This is a genomic window from Ruegeria sp. CK1 (assembly GCF_056536545.1).
The window spans coordinates 1,087,805-1,109,048 of sequence record NZ_JBQFPX010000001.1 but is presented as its reverse complement, the minus strand read 5'-3'; the positions used below and the strand labels follow the sequence as shown (position 1 = coordinate 1,109,048).

Here is a 21,244-nt window from a genome sequence, read left to right as displayed (position 1 = left end):
TTTATCCCAGCTTGACGTTATCGATGCCTACGATCTTGTCGTAGACCCAGTAAAGAAGCAGAACGACCGCCAACAAAATCGTCCCAAGAGCCGCAGCCAACCCCCAGTTCAATGAGGATGAGATGTGGTATGCAATTCGGTTTGAAATGAATACACCCTTGGTGCCACCCACAATCTCGGGCGTGATGTAGTAACCGATCGCTAGAATGAACACGAGGATCGACCCTGCCCCGATCCCGGGAATGGATTGCGGGAAGTAAATCCGCCAGAACGTCGTCCAATTGGTCGCGCCCATAGACTTGGCGGCGCGCGTGTAGGATGGCGGGATTGTCTGCATAACCGAATACATCGGCAAGATCATGAACGGCAGCAGAATGTGAGTCATCGCGATGATCGTGCCAAACTGGTTATTAATGATTACAAGGCGCGCATCATCCGCCACAAGCCCCAACCAGACCAGAGTTTCGTTGATGACGCCCTGCTGTTGCAGCATCACTTTCCACGCGGAGGTTCGTACCAAGAGCGACGTCCAAAACGGCAACAGAACGAGGATCATCAACAGGTTTGATATCCGCATTGGTAAAGTCGCGAGAAGGTACGAAACCGGATAAGCCAACAGGATGCAGGCTCCGGTGATTACCAATGACATAAACAGTGTGCGCCCGAACAATTTGATCAAGATTTGCTTGTCTTCGGGCTGCGCCTGCGCGCCTTCTGGCGTTCGGCGCATGTCGACCGCGTTCAGAAAATACCCATTTGTTATTGGAACCGCGTGTGTCTTAATCGTGCGCCACGTCTCAACATCACCCCAGCCATCGTGAATCTCGATCAGCTTTTCCTTGAACGGCGCGTCGGCCTCGGGGTCTAATTTCTTGATATTACGACCAGACTTTCGGAACATTGAGGACATACCGGTCTGTTCATAGTTCAGACGAGAACCTAGCCTCGTGTGAGTTTTCGAATCTATGGCGGCGAGCATGTCTTTCGTAAATGCGGCATATAAGGATTCGTCCGGCAGCTCTCCGCTTTCGGCATCCCAATTCCTTAACTCAACCACAGTAAGTGGCAGCGTTTCAGCAACGATGCCGTTTTCAACCGACCTAAACAACATCGATACGATCGGGATAACAAACGAGAGCAGTACAAATAGCAACAAGGGCGCGACAAGGGCCAGCGCCCGAAGTTTGCGACGTCGCAAGGAACGCGCCAGCGATTTTTTCAGAGGCGTGCCATCTGCGGCCAGCATCGGACCGGATTGAGTAGCGTCAGTCATCTGCGTCCCTTGGATTTTAGTGGGTCGGGGCCAGCGGCGGCCCCAACCGAGCGTTACAAAACAGGCTTATTGAGCCAGCCACGCCTGGAATTTGGCGTCGATATCATCGCGGTAGTCAGCCCAGAACTCGTAGTTGTAGAGGAACGTGTTCTTGGCGTTTTCCGGATCAGTCGGCATGTGTGGTGCCATGTCGATTCCCAGTTCAGCATGCTGCCCCACCAACGGTGCCGAGGATGCACGAGCAGGACCATACGAAATGTACTTGGCCTGATCCGCCAGTCTCTGCGTGTCAGTTGCGAACATGATGTAATCCAGTGCGCGCTGCTGACGCTCTTCGCTCAGACCAGCTGGGATGATCCAGCCATCAAGATCGAACACTTGTGCGTCCCAAAGCATTGCTACTGGCTGGTCCTGCTCTTCGATCACACTGAACAAACGACCGTTGTAGGTTGAACCCATGACAACTTCGCCGTCGGCCAACAGTTGCGGCGTGTCTGCACCTGCGGACCACCAGACCACGCTGTCTTTGATGGTATCCAGTTTCGCCAGAGCCTGATCCTGCCCTTCAGGGGTTGCCAGGACATCATAAACGTCATCCTTGGCTACGCCGTCGCATAGCAGGGCCCATTCCATGTTGTTGATCGGACGCTTTTCTAGCGAGCGCTTACCTGGGTAGTTTTCAAGGTCGAACACTGCGCATATTTCAGTCGGCGGTGTGTCACCTACCAAATCAGTGCGATAGCCGAAAGTTGTCGAGTATACGATCTGCGGGATAAAGCAGTCGCTGACCAGCAGATCACCAAAGTCCTCGGATGCGGGTGTGCCATCGGGCGCCGGAGCCAGTTGGGTGTCAAAGTCGATCTCAAGCGCCAGACCTTCGTCACACAGACGGATCGCATCTGCGGCGACAACATCAACCACATCCCAAGTGATGTTGCCCGCCTCGTTCATCGCGCGCAGCTTAGCAACAGCTTCGGCCGAGCTGTCGTCGTTCAGGATGGTGACGCCCGTCTTCTCGGAATAGGGCTCGTGGTACGCTTTCAGCTGCGACTTTGAGTATGCACCGCCCCACGAGACGATCGTCATCTCTTCAGCCATTGCGCTGCCAGCAATTGCAGCAACTGCACTGGCCAGCAAAGTGGATTTAGTCACTTTCATAGTTAACTCCCTGTTATACCCGTTAATTTTAGTTTTGAAGATCGGATCACGGGGCAACCCGATCATCTGAGTGTCCCGCGCCTCCGGGCGGATTGCGCGGGAAGTTATCAGCTCAGGCGTCCAGCGCCCGGCAGTCTTGAGCCAGCCAGCCGATTTCGACTTCCTGGCCTGGATGCAATTTGATCGCATCCGGCGCGTTCCGAGTTTTAATGATGAAGTCATCATTGCCCGCCACAGAGAGGCGGAACCGGAACACATCACCCATATAGATGAACTCTTTCACCGTCGCCTTTAGTGTGTGTGCATCTGCGTGCAGACGGTCTTTGTTGAACTCAACCCTTTCCGGACGGATCGACACTTTGGTTCGTTCGCCCGCTTTGTGAACATTGACAGGCTTGGCATCGATCTCTGACCCATCGTCCAGCGCCACAACACACGAGTCGCCATCCAGTGATTTAACAACACCTTCCAAAGTATTGTTTTCACCGATAAATTGAGCAACAAAACTATTTTCCGGCTCTTCGTACAAAAGATCCGGAGGAGCCAGTTGCTGAATTCGACCATCATCAAACACCGCAACCCGATCAGACATCGTCAGAGCTTCGGTCTGGTCGTGGGTAACGTATACGGTGGTGATGCCCAGTTCATGCGCAAGTCGGGTAATTTCAAACTGCATATGTTCACGCAGTTGTTTATCCAGCGCACCCAAAGGTTCATCCATCAGCACCAGTTCAGGTTCGAACACCAACGCCCGCGCCAGAGCGATCCGCTGTTGCTGCCCACCGGACAATTGCGCCGGACGACGGCTGCCAAAGGCACCCATCTGAACCATATCCAAGGCTCGCTTAACCTTTTCCTCGCGCTGATCCTTGCCCATTTTCCTGACTTCCAAAGGAAAGGACAAGTTTTCGGCCACGGTCATATGCGGAAACAACGCGTAGTTTTGAAACACCATTCCGATTCCGCGCTTGTGCGGCGGAATGTTATTGATCGGACGTCCGTCCAGCATGATCTCGCCATGAGTGGCAGTTTCAAACCCCGCCAACATCATCAAGCAGGTGGTTTTGCCCGACCCTGACGGGCCCAGCATCGTTAGAAACTCACCTTTTGGCATTGAGAGGTTTAGATCTTTTACAACGAGAATCTCACCATCGTAAGATTTTTGCACACGTTGAAATTCGACGAACGCAGCGTCATTGGACATATACCGACTTGGCTCCCTGTGCGGCCTATTGCTTGCCCGGTTATCCGGATCTCAAAGACCATTCGGCGCCATTTAAGGACAGGCGAGGCTCGGCGCGCAACCAAAATATGTCAGTGTCATGACAATTTTTGAGGCAAACGGTCAACCTTTACGCAAAATTCAGCTGACGCATATGCCAAGCAAGGCTTTGATTACTTGACAAAACAGGCTTTTTCAGATGCTTCTCGACCTCAGGGATTGCATCAAAAGTCTTTAGATTTGTGCAGCTTATAAAAACAGCTTCAACTAAAGGATCAGCTCCAAGTTTAAGCGCTGCGTCAACAACTGAACGCTGGGAGATCCGCACAACTTTCGATTCTTCAGCTTCTCCGAACGAGCCAAAAACATCCATCGATACACCGTTTTCTGCAAATGCCTGACGTAGGGGCTCGTTCACTTCTTCGATATAAGGCGACAGCAGCGCGAACTTTGAAACTCCTAGTTGTGCTGCGCAGGCCGAGGCTGCACGCAACGGGTTGGTCACCACCTCTGCTTTGCAGGTCTTTTGAACCATTCTCTCAATTTTTGCTGAGCCGATTACTGAACTGGCTGATGTACACCCATACCCGACAACCTTGTAAGGACGGATTTTTGGTAAAAGATCGGCAGCAGCAGGCAGGGCTTCTTCCATTTCTGCCAGCGAATCCGTGGTCACCTCTTTGCCGCTCGGAATTCGCGAAACATAGATCGGGCAAGTTCTATCAGCAAAATAGGCGTTAAACTCGGGCTCAATGGTTTCGTCGGTCTGCAACACGATCAGCCCCATTGGCGAAGCGTTAGGATCATCTTCGTCCAGCGTGTATTTCAGGTAACTCATATCTGAGGTATCTCCGCTCCTATTCGGGGGCTGATAAAACGCGGTTCCCCTTCAGTGATAACGATGTTTTCTTCGTGAACTAGAATTTTGTCTCCGACCGCGATGCCTGGCTCTAACGTCAAGACCATTCCGACCTCCAGAACGGTGTGGTCCGTAGGGGTCAGAGATGGCCATTCTGTTAACGACATCCCCAACCCATGCCCCAAACGACCTGCACCGGTGTCCTCACTTTTTCGAGACAAAATGGTGTTCATGACATTGTAAAGATCGGCCGCTGTTTTACCTGGGCGCGCAGCATCAAAGGCAGCATCTGAGGCCTCGATCAACGTGGCATGGGCATCGCGGACCTCAGTGCTTGCGGGGCCGACTGACCAATTGCGATCATAGTCACAAAAATATCCATCCCAAACCAGACCGGTATCCAGCATCAGAACGTCTGCCGGTTTCAGCGCGGTTGCGCGTGCCGGAGAAATTACATCCGTATAACCGCCCTGCTCTGCGCCACCAGCAAGGTAAGGAACCCAGTCCGCCCCCTCTTCCAGGCATAACATCTGAAAGCGGCGAAAGATTTCATCTAGCCTAGCACCTTTTTTGGCTATTTCGGGAACGCGTTCAAATGCCCGGCCGGCAATGGTGCACGCGGTCTCTATCTTACTAATCTCAGCGGAAGACTTGACCATCCGAAGCGCACGGAGCGTTCCGTTGTCACTTCCAAGACGGCGGTTTCCAAGTTCGTGTTGTAGCCTCTGAAGATCGGCCATAGGCATGCGGACATGGGTTTCGTGCCCGTCCGGTAGACCTATGTCGCCACCCGAGGGGCAGATTTCGCGCAAGGTCTCAGCCAAAAGACTGACGCCATCATCGGTCAAATCCGGCGCGCTCCAAGTACGAATGTCATCAACCCAGGTTTGTGCCATTAAGGCTTCTCCGATCGATGGGATGACGGCAATCGGTTTCCCACTTGCAGGAATAATCAAAAACCACGGGCGCGTCGGGCTTTCCCAGAAGCGAGTCAGGTAACCGGTGAAATAGCGGATTTCAGGTTCGGTGGTCAGCAGAAGCGCCGATAAACCCGCCTGCTCCATGCGACGTTGCGCGAGTGTAGTCCGAGACTGGAATTCTGAAGTGTCAAAACCTCTCATTCTGCCACCTCGGAACGCGAACAACGAACGCGAGTTGCAGCAGGCTGGTATGGCACGGCCTCAATCAGCTCCTTGCCACCACGATAGGGGTTGGATGTAATTTTCAAGTGAGTGTCTTTCATGTGTTGCCCATTGACGTGATCCGATCCGTCGAGTTCTGTCAACAAAACTCGGTCACCATAGGAGTTGCCCATGGCACACGCCAATCCGGCCTTCAGCCAATCGGAATACGACCGCCGACTGGCAAAGACGCGCACTGCTATGACTGAAGCAGGGCTTGATGCGCTATTCGTTGAAGACCCATCAAACATGGCTTGGTTAACAGGATATGAGGGCTGGTCCTTCTATGTGCATCAGGGCGTATTAATCCTACATAACCAAGATCCCATTTGGTGGGGCCGCAAACAGGACGCCAATGGCGCGCGGCGCACGGTATGGATGTCAGATGACCGTGTCTACGGCTATGCAGATCACTATGTGCAATCAACGATCCGCCACCCGATGCAGGACCTTGCTGAATTGATCTCCGACTGCGGGTTAGCTTCTGCCCGGATCGGAGTTGAACTCGACAATTACTATTACTCGGCCAAGGCGCATCTGACCTTGGTTAGGGAATTACCTGCGGCAGAACTGGTCGATGCAAATGCTCTGGTAAACTGGCAGCGTGCAGTTAAATCCGACGAGGAAATTTCCTTGATGCGCAAAGCCGCCAAAATCTCTGAACATGTAATTGACGGTGTTTTGGAGCGAATAGAACCCGGCCTTCGTAAAAACGAACTGGTCGCGCAAATCTATCACGACGCGGTTTTGGGAGTAGACGACGATTGGGGCGACTATGCTGCAATCGTACCGCTGCTACCTTCGGGTTCTGATGCAGCCGCCCCGCATCTGACTTGGGATGGCGCTCCTTTCAAGTCCGGCGAGTGCACATTCTTTGAACTGTCCGGCTGTTATCGTCGCTACCACACACCATTCTGCAGGTCTGTATTCTTGGGGCAACCGCCCGATCACTTACTTAGGGCTGAAGCGGCGCTGGTAGAGGGGCTCGAAGCCGGTTTGGAAGCCGCCCGCGCAGGCAACCAAGCGCGCGACATTGCACTTGCTCTGGCCGCCCCGCTGGAACGCGCCGGAATTGAGCGTGGCGCGCGCTGCGGGTATCCTGTGGGCCTGAGCTACCCACCGGATTGGGGAGAGCGCACAATCTCCCTGCGCCCCGAGGATGAGACCGTCTTGGAACCCGGCATGACTTTCCATTTCATGCCCGGCCTTTGGATGGACGATTGGGGCCTTGAGATCACCGAGTCAATATTGATTACTGAAACCGGACCCGCCGAGTGTTTTTGCAACCGGCCGCGTAAACTATTCGTAAAGCCATGACCCTACTCAGAACTACTGAAATCCTTGCTGACTTGATCTCGTTTGAAACGGTATCCGCTGACAGCAATCTTGAAATCATTCATTATTTAACCGAGCGACTTGAAGCGCTGGGCGCGCGTTGCATCGAAACACGCGATGAAACTGGCGCCAAGGCTAATGTCTTTGCAACATTGGGACCGGACACGCCCGGTGGCATTCTTCTGTCCGGTCACACAGATGTAGTGCCCGTGGCTGATCAAGATTGGACTACAGACCCGTTTCAAATGATAGAACGGGACGGTAAGTTATACGGCCGTGGTGCCTGCGACATGAAGGGGTTCATTGCAGCTGCCCTTGCATTCGCCGAAACACTGGACCCCGACACGCTTACCCAACCTTTGCACTTTGCGTTTACCTATGACGAGGAAACCGGCTGTTTGGGCGCGCAGAACCTTGTGAACGACCTGTCCTCACGCGGAATCGTCCCCGATATCGCCATCATCGGTGAACCCACAGAAATGCGCGTGATCGAAGGGCACAAAGGTTGTTTTGAATACACCACCAGCTTTACGGGTCTCGAAGGTCACAGTTCAGCCCCCGATGACGGCGTGAACGCTGCAGAATACGCGGCACGCTATATCGGCAAACTACTGGAATTGCGCCACATCTTAAAGTCTCGCGCGCCGAAGGGTAGCCCGTTTGAACCGCCTTGGACCACGGTTAATGTTGGCCGCATATCAGGAGGTGTCGCACACAACGTCATCGCCAGTAAGGCCGAGGTTGCCTGGGAAATGCGCCCTGTTCAATCAAGCGATGCCGATTTGGTTCAGAAAACCTTGTCAGACTATGTGCAACATACCCTATTGCCCGAGATGCAGGCGGTTCATCCCGAATCCACCATCACGCAAGAGGCCGTGGCCGAGGTTCAAGGCCTAGAACCCATGGATGAAAACGCGGCACGCACACTTGTGACCGAACTGACAGGGGCCAACGGCACCGGCGTTGTCGCCTTTGCCACTGAGGCCGGGCTGTTTCAGCAATTGGGTGTGCATGCAATCGTTTGCGGGCCGGGCTCGATCACGCAAGCGCACAAAGCGGATGAATATGTCGAGATCGAACAGCTCGACCTGTGCTGCCGAATGCTCAGCCGCCTGGGGCGTCGGCTAATCGCTTAGCCAGTCCCGTGCGTGCGGTCATAAGCTGAGCGCGGTGGCTGAACATGTGCAGCGCGCGCCGCTTCGCCCGGATCATAGACTTCCATGACCAGAGGATAGCAGGCTGCTGCATCCGAGGAATGCTCGGACGAGCAATCCCCTCCGGGACAGGCTGAGAGACCAACAATCAGGTCAATTTCGGCATAGAACTCTAGGAAGTCGCCTGGGCGCACTGGGCTGGCTTTCATGAAATACTGTCCCGTGTCCCGGGTGAAACCGGTACACATAAACACGTTCAGCACGTCATGAACCAACATCTCGGCTTCATGCAAAGGCAAGCCGCAATGGTCGGCGAGCGCGCGGGTCAGGTTTGAGTGGCAGCAATAGTGGTAGTCATCACCGGTCAACAGCCGTCCTGTATAGGGATCACAGCGAGTCCCTATGACGTCATGGACCGAGCCGCCAAAATCGTCGAACCCGTACCAATCCAGCGTGTCGTCCACGACGGTCGCCATTGGTCGCATATTGGGAAAGCTCGACCACATGCGGTCTCCGGTCGACAGATGCGTGCCATGAAGCGCGCGTGTTTTGCCAGAATAAAACCGCTCAGTCAGGTCGTGTTTGTTCCACATGTTCAGATCACCGACCTGCGGGCCATCGACCGACACCACACGGACGAACGCCCCCGCAGGGACGTCGATACATGTGGCATCTCTAGGAGCCGCTGTAGCCTCAGCCGTTTTGATCGCTTTTTGCCTCAGCTCTGTCAAACAGGTCAGATCTGGTTGCTTCAGCGTTTCAGGCGGATAGCAGATAACCGGAGCAATGCCCTTACGCTCATCCGCATCTACGGGTGCCGCGAAGTTCGGATGTTCAAGTTTCATGAGCGCTCTCCCCTGCTTTTTCACAGGCTTAGCGCATTACGAAAGGGTTCGCCATCGGCTCTTGCGCGGTGCTGATCCAAGTGGTTTTGGTGCGGGTATAATCTAGGATCGCCTCAACCCCGGCTTCACGCCCATAGCCCGATTGATTGAAGCCACCAAATGGTGCAATCGGAGAGATCGCTCGATATGTGTTCACCCAGCAAATCCCTGCTCTGATCCGTTTCGAAACCCGATGTGCCCGTGCCAAATTTTGCGTGAAGACGCCAGAACCCAAACCGTAGGGCGTGCTATTTGCCAGTTCAATCGCCTCATCCTCGGTGTCGAAAGGCAAGATAGACATCACAGGCCCGAACATCTCAACTTTCAGGGTTTCTGTCTCAGGCGACGTACACTGAACCAGTGTGGGTGTCATGTAGTTGCCTGGACGATCCGCAGCAGAACCACCAAACCGAATTGTGGCACCCTGCCCTTTAGCTTTGGCCAGCGTTTCCTCAATCCGTTCTACCTGAGCTGCAGTACACAGCGGACCCACATGGGTATCCGCCTGCAACGGGTCGCCCAATCTGATGGCGCTCGCCTTCTGCTCAATCAACTCTATCAATGGTTCTATGATCGACCGATGCACTAAGCCGCGGGTCCCCGCTACACAGCTTTGGCCTGAGGCCCCAAAGTTTCCTGCAATCAAACCATTTGCGGCGCCATCCAAATCGGCATCTTCAAAAACCAATATCGGGGACTTTCCGCCCAGTTCCAAAGAAGTAACGGCGAAATTCTCAGCTGAGTTACGCACCACATGCCGCGCAGTTTCCGGCCCCCCAGTAAATGCGATCCGGTCGACGTCAGGATGACGTGTCAGCGGAATGGCACAGTTCTCGGCATCCCCGGTGATGACCGAGACGACACCGGGCGGGAACCCGGCTTGTTCGATCAGGCGGGCAAATTCCAGCATCGGCGCAGGTGCGATTTCCGAGGCTTTAAGTACCACTGAACACCCTGCCGCCAAGGCCGGGCCCAGCTTTGTTGCCGTCAGAAACATCTGCGCGTTCCACGGCACAATGGCGGCGACCACGCCGATCGGCTCGCGCGTGGTGAAGACGTGCATATCCGGCTTGTCGATGGGCAGAACAGTACCCTCAACCTTGTCAGCAAGCCCCGCAAAATAGCGGTAGTAGTCTGCGACATACCCGGTCTGCGCCGAGGTTTCTGCCAACAGCTTTCCGCTGTCTGTAGTTTCCAATTCTCCGAGCACGGTGGCACGTTCGGCTACAAGGTCAGCCAGTCGATACAATAGCTTACCACGTGCTGTTTGCGTCATGTCCCGCCACGTAGGATCATTCAAAACGCGTTTTGCCGCTGAAACAGCGCGATCAACGTCCGAAACAGACGCGCAAGCAAACGTGGCCCATCCCTGCCCCGTAGCCGGGTTCTCCGAGGTCATCACCTGAGAACCAGACCCTTCGGTCCACTCACCATCAATGAACAGCTGAAAATGTGGAAGATTTCCCATGTTGGTCCTCACTGAAAAGCTGGCATGACGTCGTCGATGAACCGCGCAAGAGATGCGCGTTTGCGGTCATTTGTCATGCCGCTATCGACCCAGAACGAAAACTCGTCATAGCCCAGATCCTCGTATCGTTTGATGCGGTCGATCACCTGCTGAGCTGTCCCAACCGTTAGATCGCGACCCAATTTCTCACTGCTGTACATCGGATTGGCATCCATTTCTTCTTGTGAAATCGGCTCTATGAGACCCTGCTGTATCGGTCGTTTATTCAAAAACCACGCACCGAAGTAGTTGTAATAGCGCCGCAAGTCTTCGACACCTTGTGCCACATCCGCGTCGTCCCTGCCGACATAGGTATGATGCAGCAACATGATCTTAGGCCGCGAACCAGCGTAGCTGTCACAGGCATCGTTAAATCGGCCGATCAGCGTTTCGATTTCTTCCATGCCCTGCCACAACGGAGTGACTTGAATGTTGAACCCGTTGTGAACACCGAACTCGTGACTGTTTGGATCACGCGCCGCGATCCAGATCGGTGGACCACCATCCTGCAGCGGTTTTGGGGCCGAGGTCGTCGCAGGGAACGAATAGAATTCGCCTTCATGCGCGCAATCTCCCTGCCATATTTTAGGTAACAAAGGAGTAGACTCGCGCATTTTTTGCCCCGCCTCCCAAGCATCCATACCAGGTGCCAGACGCTCGTATTCAAAGGAATATGCGCCCCGCGCAATTCCGAGCTCAATACGACCTTTGGTGATCTGGTCAGCCGCTGCCGCTTCACCGGCCAGTTTGATCGGATGCCAAAACGGGGCCACCACGGTACCTGTGCCCAAGCGAACGTTCTTCGTGTGATGCGCTAGGTCGACCAAGGAAAGGAATGGGTTGGGCGCGATTGTAAACTCCATCCCGTGATGCTCGCCTGTCCAAACTGCGCGCATTCCGCCCTCGTCGGCCATCTTTACCAGTCCAACAAATTCGTCATACAGGACGTCATGGGGCTGATCGGGCGTCAGACGCTCCATATGGGCAAACAGCGAAAACTCCATCAATCGGCTCCTTTAGCGAAAACTGTGAATGTCGCCGCGCTCGGCATCGCCCAGATACAGGGCGAAGTCCCCGGTCTCGGCCTCACGCGCAAAGCGGGTCATCATGTGTTGAATGCCTTTCGAGGCGTAAGTCAGATTGGGCAGGTTCGTGACTGAAACCCATTCTGTGTTTTCAGGCCGGACGACCTGATCCATCGGCGCCAGAAAAAACGTATAGTGCAGCTTGGAATCGGCATCGTTGAACGAGGAGTAGACTTGTTCAATACGGGGATTGATACCGCGATCTGCCAACCCTTGCGCTAAGCGGTTTCGCTGACCGCCGCGCTCTGCTCCTGAAACCAGTATGGGGCGAAAAGTATCTCCTTCTCGCTCCAACAGCACCTTGTCGTCATATGTAATGATCGCACCACAAACCGTTGGGTCCTTCGCGTCCATCTCACGTTCAAGCCCCAGACTGAAATACGATCCGCCAACATACCCCAGACCGTCGCCAGCCATGTGCGAGAACTCCAGCACACGGCCTATAAGCACCATATGGTCGCCAGCCGAAATGGCCTGATGTGTTTCGCAACTAAACTGCGCAATCGAATCATCGATCAACGGCAGATCATGCAATCCGTTTCGGTGAGGCACTTTTGCAAACCGATCCCCTTTGTACCCTGCGAAGGTGTTCGAAACCTCTTGCTGGCCTTCCGCCAAAATGTTGACGGCGAAATGGCTGCATCTCGAAAAAACGTCGAAGCTGGAAAGAAATTTGCCCGGACACACAAGCAAAAGCGGTGGATCAAGCGACACCGAAGAAAACGAATTCGCTGTGAACCCTACCGGCGCGCCAGTTGCATCGCGGGCGGTTACCACTGTCACTCCGGTCATAAAGCTGCCAAAGGCGTCTCGAAGAGCACGTGAATCCAGCACAGTCATGGCAGGCACTCCTGTAGGAAGGTTAGCAGTAAAGCATTGACCTGAGAGGCATGGGTCATGGGCATCATATGTGCCGCGCCGAGTATGATCTCCGCCCGTCCATTCAGTGAAAGATTGGCCATCTCTTGCGACATCCTGGGGGTCGAATTGGGCTCATCCGCGCCGGTCATAAACAAGGTCGGGCATGTGATTGCCGCAAGTTGCGCTTTGGTTGGACCATCGCTTTCGGCGAAAACATTATAGGCGGCCTTATAAGCACACGGATCGACCTGACTTAGCCAGCGGGCGCAAGCGTCGCGCTGCGCAGAATCTTGATCCGCGAACCATCGTTGGAGCGTAGCTGAAGGATCATTCGATTGTCGTTCGTCCAATCCGTGCGCGCGGGCTAAAACTGCTTGGCGAGCCGCCTCTGGCCGATTGAAAATAGCATTCAAGGCAGCTACGCCTTTGACAGGTGAATTGTTCGATGCCGCAATATCCAACGCAATCAGTGCGCCCATTGAATGCCCGATAAGGACTGCCGGTTCGTTTAGGAGCGTGGCGACCGACGCAGCATAGCCAGCCAATCCATCAGGTTCGAAAAATGGAGTTTCGCCATGCCCAATCATGTCCGGGCAAACGACCCGGTACCCGCCAGACACCAGAGCATCGATTTGCCCGCCCCACGCCTCGGCCCGCAGACCAACACCGTGCAATAGAACAACCAAAGGCCCTGACCCCGCATCAATTGCGGCCAAATCGCCAAACTCAGACCGAGGCTGGGTTGTCCAAGTCATGACCCAGATCCTTCAAATCTTGATAGCGATCTCCAATCCGATGGTGCGGCCGCCCCGTCGTCGCCCCACCCAGTACGATCACAACCTCATCAGCGCGCGGTGCGTCGGGAATGGAGAATTGCAGCGTCAGGTAATGCGACCGGCGACCTGCATCGTTCTTGTCCATCAGCGGCACCATAATCGGAGCATTGGCTGGCCCTCGGGTGTTGGTAAATGACAGGTAGGATTTCGCTCCAACCGCCTGCCGAAAGTGATTACCGAAATGCAGAGTGTGGATCAGGCCCGAGGCATGCTCGACCTCTCCGTCCAGCCCGACAACAGCGGCCTTACCATAGGCTTCAATTGCATCGCCGCTGCCAGCCAGCGCAATCATTCGCCCGGTCAGTTCCTCACCCAGAACGGGGGCAAAGCTCAAAATCTCAGGCCTCAGATCCTCGACATAGCGTCCGGCCCATGGGTTCGTGACCACGGCCGCCACTGCGAACATTCGCCATGGGCGGTCTGCCTTGCGAAACCCTTCGACCAGAACCTCTTCGTCGTAGGTCACGACTTTCCGAATATTTGGCTGCACAAGCGCCCCCTGTAATTGGTTGGCAAACTATCCTCGGCCAGGGGCTGCTTTGACAAACGAAAGAACTTCGGTCTTAGGTATTAGTGACTTTAATATGTAGGTTACCAATGGCGAAAACCCTGCCCCCATTAACGTGGTTCAGATCGTTCGAAGCCGCCGCCCGACGGTTAAGTTCAACTGCAGCGGCCGAAGAAATTGGTCTGACGCAATCTGCCGTCAGTCAGCAGATTAGATCGCTGGAGACACGCCTGGGCGTAGTGCTATTTCATCGCCATGCGCGCGGCCTGTCGCTAACCGACGAGGGGCGCAAACTGCTACCGCAAGTTGAGGCCGCGCTTCAGATGCTGCACTCGGCAGCTTCTCCTTACTTGGCCGAAGAACGGGCGCGGCACATCACAGTCGCAGCCTCGGTCAGTGTTCTAGAATGGGTCATTTCACCGGCCTTACCTCAGTTTCAAGCGGAAAATTCCGACACGTCAATACGCTTCGTCAGCACGATTTGGCCGGATGAATACGCGGCCTCACGCGCAGATATCGAGATCCGGTTCGGGTCAGCAAAACAGGTTGGCCGAGATGCCACCCCTCTTTTACCGAACCAATTGGTGGCGGTGAAATCACCGAAGTTAACCAATGAGCTTCATGACCTTCCGCTGATCGAGGCTGTAGGCACCTCGGATAATTGGGCCTCCTGGGGTGAAGCGACGGGTTGTTCAACTCACACGCCGTCTTTCTACGTTGATTCCTATGGGCTTGCCTTGCAACTTGCTACTACGGGAAATGGAGTAGCTTTAGTAAATGCTTTGATCGCAGACCACGCGTTGAATACCGGTCAAGTCACACGCGCTACCGAGGCTGCCGCTCAGGCCACCGAAGGGTATTTTTTGGCGGTCCAGCGCCGTTCGCCCGAAGTCGATGCTTTTGTCGAATGGTTTTCCGAAACACTGAGTGGCAAGACGCAGACGTAAAGTCTGATTCAGAACAGTCGATGTCGCATCTGAGGATATCCAAACGCCTCAGATTAGTGAATTCTGGAAAAAAAGGTCCGATTCATGCGATACTCAGGCTTCCGTGTCATCAAAGAAGCGCTTACCGGCCACAAAGGGTGGAAACCGGTCTGGCGCGAACCCGAACCTAAGCCGCATTACGACATTGTCGTGATTGGCGGCGGCGGTCACGGGCTGGCTACCGCGCACTACCTGTCCAAGGTCTATGGTCAGCGCAATGTCGCGGTTGTTGAAAAAGGCTGGATTGGCGGCGGCAATGTGGGGCGGAACACAACAATTGTCCGCTCGAATTATATGCTGGACGGGAATGAACCGTTTTACGAATTCTCAATGAAGCTTTGGGAAGGGTTAGAACAGGACCTGAACTACAACGCCATGATGAGCCAACGTGGCATCCTAAATCTGTTCCACACAGACGGCCAGCGCGATGCGTTTGTTCGGCGCGGCAATGCAATGATCCTGCATGGCGCGGATGCAGAATTGCTGGATGCCGAACAAGTGCGGCAAGAGCATCCCTATCTCAACTTCGACGATGCGCGTTTTCCGATCAAAGGTGGTTTGGTGCAGCGCCGCGCAGGGACAGCGCGCCACGATGCAGTAGCCTGGGGTTTTGCACGGTCAGCCGATTTGCACGGCGTCGACATCATCCAGAATTGTGAGGTCACAGGTCTGCGGGTCGAAAACGGTAAGTGCCTGGGTGTCGAAACCACCAAGGGTTTCATTGGAGCAAACAAAGTTGGCTGCGCAGTCGCAGGAAGTTCCGGACGCGTAATGGGCATGGCCGGAATGAGGTTGCCCATCGAAAGCCACGTGCTTCAGGCCTTTGTCTCTGAGGGCCTGAAACCGGTTCTGCCCAGCGTCATCACCTATGGGGCTGGTCATTTCTATATCAGCCAATCCGACAAGGGCGGGTTAGTCTTTGGCGGCGATATCGACGGCTACAACACCTACGCTCAACGCGGAAACCTCCCGGTGGTCGAGGATGTGTGTGAGGGCGGTATGTCCCTTATGCCCATCATCGGCCGCGCGCGCCTGCTGAGGATGTGGGGGGGTGTGATGGACATGTCGATGGACGGTTCACCCATCATTGACCGAACGCCGGTCGAAGGGCTCTATTTCAATGGCGGGTGGTGCTACGGCGGCTTCAAGGCAACTCCGGCCTCGGGTCATTGCTTTGCACATCTGCTGGCGAAGGATGAACCGCACCCGGTTGCCACGACCTATCGCCTCGACCGGTTCCAGACCGGCCGGATGATCGATGAACGCGGCGCGGGCAACCAACCAAACCTGCACTGAGGGGAAATAGCCATGATTATCAACCATCCCCTTCTGGGCCCGCGCGATGCATCGGAATTCACCTATCTAGGCGATGCATCTTTGATCAACCGCCCCGACTGGCAGGCCGAAAACGCGGCTGAGGAGTTCTATGAATATGGGTACTTACGAGACAATCCCGCCGGAGAGCATCAGGAGCTTTGGTATCACGAGGCTGGAGATCGGTCTTGGATAGTCGTCGCCCGCAACACACTGACGCATGAGATTTCAAAGGTGGAATTGGCCCGCGACGTGGCCCGCACATTGGGGCGTTCCAAATGACACAAACGAACAGGCTTGATGGTGGTCAGATCGACCGCAACACCTCACTCTCTTTCCGCTTTGATGGGCGCAGCTATGCAGCCCATCCTGGCGATACGCTGGCGTCAGCCCTGCTGGCCAACGACGTTCGCCTGATTGGACGATCTTTTAAGTACCACCGACCGCGTGGGTTGCTGACTGCCGGCTCGGAAGAGCCCAATGGCATCGTCGAACTGCGCACGGGTAATCGCAAAGAACCCAACACCCGCGCCACAACGGTTGAAATGTTCGAAGGACTCGAGGCGCAATCGCAAAACCGATGGCCCAGCCTGAATTTTGATGCGCTGGCGGTGAATGATCTTTTCTCGAACTTTCTGTCGGCGGGTTTTTACTACAAGACCTTTATGTGGCCGGCCGCATTTTGGGAAAAACTATATGAGCCAATTATCCGACGAGCTGCTGGTTTGGGTTCCCTGTCGATGGAGCCCGACCCAGACGAATACGACAAAGGTTTCCGCCACTGCGATTTGCTGATCATTGGCGCTGGGCCTACAGGTTTGATGGCGGCATTGACGGCCGGACGAGCCGGTGCAGATGTTATTCTAGCTGACGAAGATTTTACGCTCGGCGGACGCTTGAACAGCGAAACTTTCTCGCTGGGTGATCACAGCGCAGCAGACTGGGCAGCGAACGCTGTCGCTGAACTATCTTCTCTGCCAAATGTCCGGTTGATGCCCCGCACGACAGTAATCGGAGCCTTCGACCACGGCATTTATGGTGCAGTAGAGAGGACCGGAGACCATTTACCCACCTTGCCCGCTGGCAAACCTCGTCAAATCCTGTGGCGCATATATACCCAAAAGGCGCTGCTTTGCGCGGGGGCCACAGAACGCCCGATTTCGTTTGAAAACAACGATCGGCCGGGCATCATGATGGCCAGCGCTCTGCGAACCTATGCCAATCGCTTCGCCGCCACAGCATCTCAACGCGTGGCGATCTTTACCAACAACGATGATGGCCACCGCACAGCGGCTGATCTGCACGCCAAGGGCGTCAAAATTGTCGGCGTTGTCGATGTGCGAGAGGATGCGCCCACCAGTTACGATTATGAAGTCCTGCGAGGCGCGCAAGTCGTTGACACCAAAGGCCGTCGTGGGCTGACGTTTGTCGAAGTTGCCTTACCCGACGGTTCAATTCGCACGCTCGATTGCGGTGCGCTGGGCGTTTCCGGCGGTTGGAATCCGAACGTACACCTTACATGCCACCAACGTGGACGCCCCGTGTGGAACGACACATTGGCTGCGTTTGTTCCCGGCGCTGATCTGCCTGTGGGTTTAACGGTCGCAGGCGCGGCCAATGGGGTGATGTCCACTCACGGAGCTCTGCAGTCCGGAGCAGCAGCTGCAATCGAGGCGCTGGACCTGAAAGGTGCCATGCCGACCCTACCCGAGGCTGAGGACGCGCCAGTCGAACAGACACCTTTTTGGTACGTTGAGGGATGCAAACGTGCCTGGGTGGACCAGCAGAACGACGTAACCGTGAAAGACGTGAAGCTCAGCTATCAAGAAGGGTTCCGTTCGGTCGAACATTTGAAACGATACACAACGCTGGGCATGGCAACCGATCAGGGCAAAACGTCGAACATCACAGGTTTGGCGATCATGGCTGAGGTAGCGGGCAAGTCGATCCCAGAGGTTGGCACGACCATCTTCCGCCCGCCTTATACGCCAGTCCCGATTGCTACCTTCGCAGGCCGAATGAAGGGGCCAGAGTTCCACCCGACCCGCCTAACACCCTCGCACCATTGGGCAAAGGAACGTGGCGCGGTTTTTGTAGAGGCTGGCAATTGGTTGCGGGCGCAGTGGTTTCCACTGCCCGGCGAGACACATTGGAGGCAATCGGTCGACCGCGAGGTGCGTCAGACGCGCGCTTCGGTCGGGGTTTGCGATTGCACCACGCTGGGCAAAATAGATGTGCAAGGCACGGACGCAGCGGAATTTCTGAACCGTGTTTACGCAAATGGCTTCGCCAAACTGGCAGTGGGCAAAACCCGATATGGCCTGATGCTGCGCGAGGACGGAATGGTCATGGATGACGGCACCGCGGCGCGCATGGCCGAGGATCATTTCGTTGTCACCACGACCACAGCCAACGCCGTAAGTGTCTATCGCCACATGGAATTTGTCCGACAGTGTTTGTATCCCGATATGGACGTCCAGTTGATCTCAACCACTGAATCCTGGGCGCAATACGCGGTGGCCGGACCAAACTCGCGCAAACTACTACAGAAGATCGTCGATGCCGAGTTCGATCTGTCGAACGAGGCATTTCCCTTCATGGCTTGCGGCAACATCACCGTCTGCGGCGGGTTGCGAGCCCGGCTGTTCCGGATTTCGTTCTCGGGCGAGCTGGCCTATGAAGTGGCCGTTCCGTCCCGCTATGGCGATGCGCTGATGCGGCGTCTGATGACCGAAGGTGAAGAGTTCGATGTTGTTCCTTACGGTACCGAAGCACTGGGCGTGATGCGGGTCGAAAAAGGCCACGCAGCAGGCAATGAATTGAACGGCACAACAACAGCGCTGAACCTTGGGCTGGGCAAGATGGTTTCTAAGAAAAAGGACAGTGTCGGCCTTGTGTTGTCAGAACGTGGTGCGTTGGTTGAACCGGATGTACTGCGTCTTGTTGGGATTAAACCTGTGCAACCTGAAGACAAGGTAACGGCAGGAGGGCATCTGATGAATTTCGACGGGCCCGTGGATGCCGCCCATGATCAAGGCTATGTCACTTCGGCTGTCTATTCACCGATACTCAATAGCAACATTGGGCTGGGCCTCGTGAAAAATGGTGCCGAAAGGCTGGGCGAGAAAATGCGCCTGGTTTCGCCGCTGACCGATCTGACCGTCGAGGTAGAGCTTGTATCGGCGCATTTCGTCGACCCTGAAGGAGAACGTCTACGTGCATGATCTTGTCGCGATAACTGCCCTGGGTGGAACTGAACCGCGTGTAGATTCGGTGTCTGGGGTTACGTGCACCGAAGTACCAGGCATCGCATTGGCTTCGGTTGCAGCCCGGATGGGGCAAGAGACTCAGACTGAAAAAGCACTAGCCGAGCTGATCGACGCCCCTACCCCGGGTGTAGGTCATTGGGCCGGCACAACGATCAGCGCCTTTTGGGCCGGGCCAGACCAATGGATGGTTGAGGCCCCATTTGAAACGCACGAAGACCTTGCCGCTCAAGTGAGGGCAGTTATGGGCGACGCCGCCTCAGTCACCGAGCAGACCGACGGCTGGGTTCGGTTTGATCTGGACGGAGGCAACATTCCGGGCGTTCTGGAACTGCTATGCCAACTCGATTTGCGCAAGTTGAAGGAAGGCAGCGCCGCGCGCTGTTCAATCCATCACATCAGCTGCTTTGTACTTTGTCGAACAAATGAAAGTTTCAGCATATACGGCCCACGATCCTCGGCTGGTTCGCTGCACCATGCCGTACTAACGGCTATGCGCTCGGCTTTATAAAAAGCGACTCAGACCGATGGAAGCGGTGCATTATCTTCGACGCGGAAGCGGTTGATTCTGCGCCGATCTTCACTGGGACTTAGACCAAAAGCCGCACGATAATGTGTAACCAACGGCGCGACCGATCCATATCCTACGGCCAAGGCTATCTCGGGTATTGGGTCCTTAGTATACACAACCATCTGCCGTGCCGCCTTCATGCGAATTGAACGGTAATAGTGACTGGGGCTTTGGCCGGTGGCCTGCTTGAATGCCCGTTCGATTTGGCGTGGTGTTACACCCATCCGCTGCGCAACCACTGCAATCGAAATCGGCTGGCTCAGATGACCAGAAAACAGCTTTACACATCGCGACACCAATGGCGGAAGGCTGTCACCCGTTCCCGGCACGTTGGCACTGGGTACCTGCTGACGCACCCCTGCCCCGCGCATCATCGGATGTTGGAACCAACAGGCGACCTCGTGTGCGACATCACTGCCAAGCCGATCCTCAATTAGGTGAAGCGCCAAATCAAACCCTGCCGCTGCACCCGAAACAGTCGTGCGACTGGCGTTCCGAACGATCACTTCGCTGCGTGCATCCATGTCGGGAAATTCAACCTCGAATGCAGCCTCATAACACCAATGCACGGACACCGGATGACCTTGCATCACGCCAGAACGCACCAGCGGGAAAACACCCGCGCTGATCCCACCCAGAACTGTACCGTGCCGACCAAGGCTGCGCAAAATGCCGTTTCCAAAACTTGGGTTATCGAAAACCGAAGTTGGACTGCTAAGCAGAAACAATATGTCAATGTCCCTGCTATCGGCCAATGATCGCTCGGCTTCGAAACCGACACCTGCGCTGGACTGAACCTTTTGACCCTGTTCCGAGATCAAAGACCAGCTAAATGCCTCTTGCCCGGCAATTTCGTTGGCCGCCCGTAACGGTTCGATCACCGAAGTCAGGCAAGCCATCGGAAAACCGTCGAACAGAAGAAAGCCGATCTTAATTTTATTTTCCATACGCATATAGCTGTCCTAGCAGAAAAAGGCCGCAGCCCCATGCGTAGTTTATGCCCAGCGGATCAATCCGATAATAGCAGAAGTTGCATAGAACCCCTGCAACAACAGAAAAGTCCAACGGCGGTCAATGGAAGCCCAGGCAGCAAACAAGGCCGACGACAAAAGCAGCAGTGTAAATCCCAGGAGCTCGGCACCGACATTCGAGGCGATCAACAACGCATAAGCCATCGCCAGCACGGATCCTGTAATCTCAAAAACCGTCGTCAAACCACGGCGCGAGTTTTCAATTTTTGCCAT

Annotated in this window: 21 protein-coding genes; 7 read left to right on the top strand and 14 right to left on the bottom strand. The window is 55.0% G+C overall.

Annotated elements, in window-relative coordinates; all coding sequences use genetic code 11:
- Position 1 precedes the first annotated feature (1 nt).
- The 6 genes from ACR0L3_RS05295 to ACR0L3_RS05270 form a co-directional block, all read right to left on the bottom strand.
- A complete protein-coding gene (locus ACR0L3_RS05295; protein ID WP_480744229.1) occupies positions 2–1,273 on the bottom strand; it encodes an ABC transporter permease in 1,272 nt (423 codons plus the stop codon).
- A gap of 66 nt (positions 1,274–1,339) precedes the next feature.
- A complete protein-coding gene (locus ACR0L3_RS05290; RefSeq protein WP_480744227.1) occupies positions 1,340–2,431 on the bottom strand; it encodes an extracellular solute-binding protein in 1,092 nt (363 codons plus the stop codon).
- A gap of 112 nt (positions 2,432–2,543) precedes the next feature.
- Positions 2,544–3,635, bottom strand: a complete 1,092-nt coding sequence (locus tag ACR0L3_RS05285; protein ID WP_480744225.1) for an ABC transporter ATP-binding protein — start codon at positions 3,633–3,635, stop codon at positions 2,544–2,546.
- A gap of 148 nt (positions 3,636–3,783) precedes the next feature.
- The gene (locus tag ACR0L3_RS05280) at positions 3,784–4,491 is read right to left on the bottom strand and encodes a maleate cis-trans isomerase family protein (RefSeq protein WP_480744223.1); all 708 of its coding nucleotides are present in this window, start codon (positions 4,489–4,491) and stop codon (positions 3,784–3,786) included.
- Complete coding sequence (locus tag ACR0L3_RS05275; protein WP_480744222.1) at positions 4,488–5,633, bottom strand: M24 family metallopeptidase; 1,146 nt, start codon at positions 5,631–5,633, stop codon at positions 4,488–4,490. Before ACR0L3_RS05275 ends, ACR0L3_RS05280 begins: the two co-directional genes overlap by 4 nt.
- Positions 5,630–5,827, bottom strand: a complete 198-nt coding sequence (locus ACR0L3_RS05270) for a hypothetical protein (RefSeq protein WP_480744220.1) — start codon at positions 5,825–5,827, stop codon at positions 5,630–5,632. Before ACR0L3_RS05270 ends, ACR0L3_RS05275 begins: the two co-directional genes overlap by 4 nt.
- On the opposite strand from ACR0L3_RS05270, the gene doeA reads away from it, so the two are divergent.
- Positions 5,826–7,010, top strand: coding sequence for an ectoine hydrolase DoeA (gene doeA / locus ACR0L3_RS05265; protein WP_480744218.1), 1,185 nt, complete (start codon positions 5,826–5,828; stop codon positions 7,008–7,010). The two genes, ACR0L3_RS05270 and doeA, sit on opposite strands and share 2 nt — an antisense overlap.
- Positions 7,007–8,164, top strand: coding sequence for an acetylornithine deacetylase (argE, locus tag ACR0L3_RS05260; protein WP_480744216.1), 1,158 nt, complete (start codon positions 7,007–7,009; stop codon positions 8,162–8,164). Before doeA ends, argE begins: the two co-directional genes overlap by 4 nt.
- Here argE and ACR0L3_RS05255 read toward each other — a convergent pair.
- From ACR0L3_RS05255 to ACR0L3_RS05230, 6 genes are read right to left on the bottom strand one after another with little or no spacing between them, the layout of a single operon-like run.
- Positions 8,161–9,027 (bottom strand): urea carboxylase-associated family protein, encoded by an 867-nt coding sequence (locus ACR0L3_RS05255; RefSeq protein ID WP_480744215.1) that lies wholly within the window; start codon positions 9,025–9,027, stop codon positions 8,161–8,163. The two genes, argE and ACR0L3_RS05255, sit on opposite strands and share 4 nt — an antisense overlap.
- Before the next feature lie 28 nt (positions 9,028–9,055).
- Entirely contained in the window at positions 9,056–10,534 is a 1,479-nt protein-coding gene (locus ACR0L3_RS05250; protein WP_480744213.1) for an aldehyde dehydrogenase, read from the bottom strand.
- Between the two features lie 8 nt (positions 10,535–10,542).
- Positions 10,543–11,577, bottom strand: coding sequence for an LLM class flavin-dependent oxidoreductase (locus tag ACR0L3_RS05245; protein ID WP_480744212.1), 1,035 nt, complete (start codon positions 11,575–11,577; stop codon positions 10,543–10,545).
- A gap of 12 nt (positions 11,578–11,589) precedes the next feature.
- Positions 11,590–12,498 (bottom strand): flavin reductase family protein, encoded by a 909-nt coding sequence (locus ACR0L3_RS05240; RefSeq protein WP_480744210.1) that lies wholly within the window; start codon positions 12,496–12,498, stop codon positions 11,590–11,592.
- On the bottom strand, positions 12,495–13,274 hold the full coding sequence (locus ACR0L3_RS05235; protein WP_480744208.1) for an alpha/beta fold hydrolase: 780 nt from the start codon (positions 13,272–13,274) through the stop codon (positions 12,495–12,497). Before ACR0L3_RS05235 ends, ACR0L3_RS05240 begins: the two co-directional genes overlap by 4 nt.
- Positions 13,246–13,845: an amino acid synthesis family protein gene (locus tag ACR0L3_RS05230; protein ID WP_480744207.1), complete on the bottom strand. Its 600-nt coding sequence runs from the start codon at positions 13,843–13,845 to the stop codon at positions 13,246–13,248. Before ACR0L3_RS05230 ends, ACR0L3_RS05235 begins: the two co-directional genes overlap by 29 nt.
- Positions 13,846–13,952: 107 nt before the next feature.
- Here ACR0L3_RS05230 and ACR0L3_RS05225 point away from each other — a divergent pair, with 107 nt between their 5' ends.
- From ACR0L3_RS05225 to ACR0L3_RS05205, 5 genes are all read left to right on the top strand, one after another.
- Positions 13,953–14,810, top strand: a complete 858-nt coding sequence (locus tag ACR0L3_RS05225; RefSeq protein ID WP_480744206.1) for a LysR family transcriptional regulator — start codon at positions 13,953–13,955, stop codon at positions 14,808–14,810.
- Positions 14,811–14,894: 84 nt separating this feature from the next.
- Positions 14,895–16,145 (top strand): sarcosine oxidase subunit beta family protein, encoded by a 1,251-nt coding sequence (locus ACR0L3_RS05220; protein ID WP_480744204.1) that lies wholly within the window; start codon positions 14,895–14,897, stop codon positions 16,143–16,145.
- Positions 16,146–16,157: 12 nt separating this feature from the next.
- On the top strand, positions 16,158–16,445 hold the full coding sequence (locus ACR0L3_RS05215; protein ID WP_480744202.1) for a sarcosine oxidase subunit delta: 288 nt from the start codon (positions 16,158–16,160) through the stop codon (positions 16,443–16,445).
- Positions 16,442–19,387: a sarcosine oxidase subunit alpha family protein gene (locus ACR0L3_RS05210; protein ID WP_480744200.1), complete on the top strand. Its 2,946-nt coding sequence runs from the start codon at positions 16,442–16,444 to the stop codon at positions 19,385–19,387. The genes ACR0L3_RS05215 and ACR0L3_RS05210 overlap by 4 nt, the downstream gene beginning before the upstream one ends.
- Complete coding sequence (locus tag ACR0L3_RS05205) at positions 19,380–19,940, top strand: sarcosine oxidase subunit gamma (protein ID WP_480744199.1); 561 nt, start codon at positions 19,380–19,382, stop codon at positions 19,938–19,940. Before ACR0L3_RS05210 ends, ACR0L3_RS05205 begins: the two co-directional genes overlap by 8 nt.
- A gap of 8 nt (positions 19,941–19,948) precedes the next feature.
- Here the strand turns inward: ACR0L3_RS05205 and ACR0L3_RS05200 are convergent, their stop codons facing one another.
- Entirely contained in the window at positions 19,949–20,953 is a 1,005-nt protein-coding gene (locus tag ACR0L3_RS05200; RefSeq protein WP_480744198.1) for a GlxA family transcriptional regulator, read from the bottom strand.
- A gap of 42 nt (positions 20,954–20,995) precedes the next feature.
- A complete protein-coding gene (locus tag ACR0L3_RS05195) occupies positions 20,996–21,244 on the bottom strand; it encodes a hypothetical protein (RefSeq protein WP_480744196.1) in 249 nt (82 codons plus the stop codon).

Coding starts and splice junctions, on each gene's coding strand:
- ACR0L3_RS05195 (WP_480744196.1), bottom strand. CDS start 21,244: ATGGCAAAAATTGAAAACTCGCGCCGTGGTTTGACGACGGTTTTTGAG.
- ACR0L3_RS05220 (WP_480744204.1), top strand. CDS start 14,895: ATGCGATACTCAGGCTTCCGTGTCATCAAAGAAGCGCTTACCGGCCAC.
- ACR0L3_RS05295 (WP_480744229.1), bottom strand. CDS start 1,273: ATGACTGACGCTACTCAATCCGGTCCGATGCTGGCCGCAGATGGCACG.
- argE (WP_480744216.1), top strand. CDS start 7,007: ATGACCCTACTCAGAACTACTGAAATCCTTGCTGACTTGATCTCGTTT.
- ACR0L3_RS05270 (WP_480744220.1), bottom strand. CDS start 5,827: ATGGGCAACTCCTATGGTGACCGAGTTTTGTTGACAGAACTCGACGGA.
- ACR0L3_RS05225 (WP_480744206.1), top strand. CDS start 13,953: ATGGCGAAAACCCTGCCCCCATTAACGTGGTTCAGATCGTTCGAAGCC.
- ACR0L3_RS05245 (WP_480744212.1), bottom strand. CDS start 11,577: ATGGAGTTTTCGCTGTTTGCCCATATGGAGCGTCTGACGCCCGATCAG.
- doeA (WP_480744218.1), top strand. CDS start 5,826: ATGGCACACGCCAATCCGGCCTTCAGCCAATCGGAATACGACCGCCGA.
- ACR0L3_RS05280 (WP_480744223.1), bottom strand. CDS start 4,491: ATGAGTTACCTGAAATACACGCTGGACGAAGATGATCCTAACGCTTCG.
- ACR0L3_RS05285 (WP_480744225.1), bottom strand. CDS start 3,635: ATGTCCAATGACGCTGCGTTCGTCGAATTTCAACGTGTGCAAAAATCT.
- ACR0L3_RS05215 (WP_480744202.1), top strand. CDS start 16,158: ATGATTATCAACCATCCCCTTCTGGGCCCGCGCGATGCATCGGAATTC.
- ACR0L3_RS05250 (WP_480744213.1), bottom strand. CDS start 10,534: ATGGGAAATCTTCCACATTTTCAGCTGTTCATTGATGGTGAGTGGACC.
- ACR0L3_RS05275 (WP_480744222.1), bottom strand. CDS start 5,633: ATGAGAGGTTTTGACACTTCAGAATTCCAGTCTCGGACTACACTCGCG.
- ACR0L3_RS05200 (WP_480744198.1), bottom strand. CDS start 20,953: ATGCGTATGGAAAATAAAATTAAGATCGGCTTTCTTCTGTTCGACGGT.
- ACR0L3_RS05240 (WP_480744210.1), bottom strand. CDS start 12,498: ATGACTGTGCTGGATTCACGTGCTCTTCGAGACGCCTTTGGCAGCTTT.
- ACR0L3_RS05235 (WP_480744208.1), bottom strand. CDS start 13,274: ATGACTTGGACAACCCAGCCTCGGTCTGAGTTTGGCGATTTGGCCGCA.
- ACR0L3_RS05255 (WP_480744215.1), bottom strand. CDS start 9,027: ATGAAACTTGAACATCCGAACTTCGCGGCACCCGTAGATGCGGATGAG.
- ACR0L3_RS05290 (WP_480744227.1), bottom strand. CDS start 2,431: ATGAAAGTGACTAAATCCACTTTGCTGGCCAGTGCAGTTGCTGCAATT.
- ACR0L3_RS05210 (WP_480744200.1), top strand. CDS start 16,442: ATGACACAAACGAACAGGCTTGATGGTGGTCAGATCGACCGCAACACC.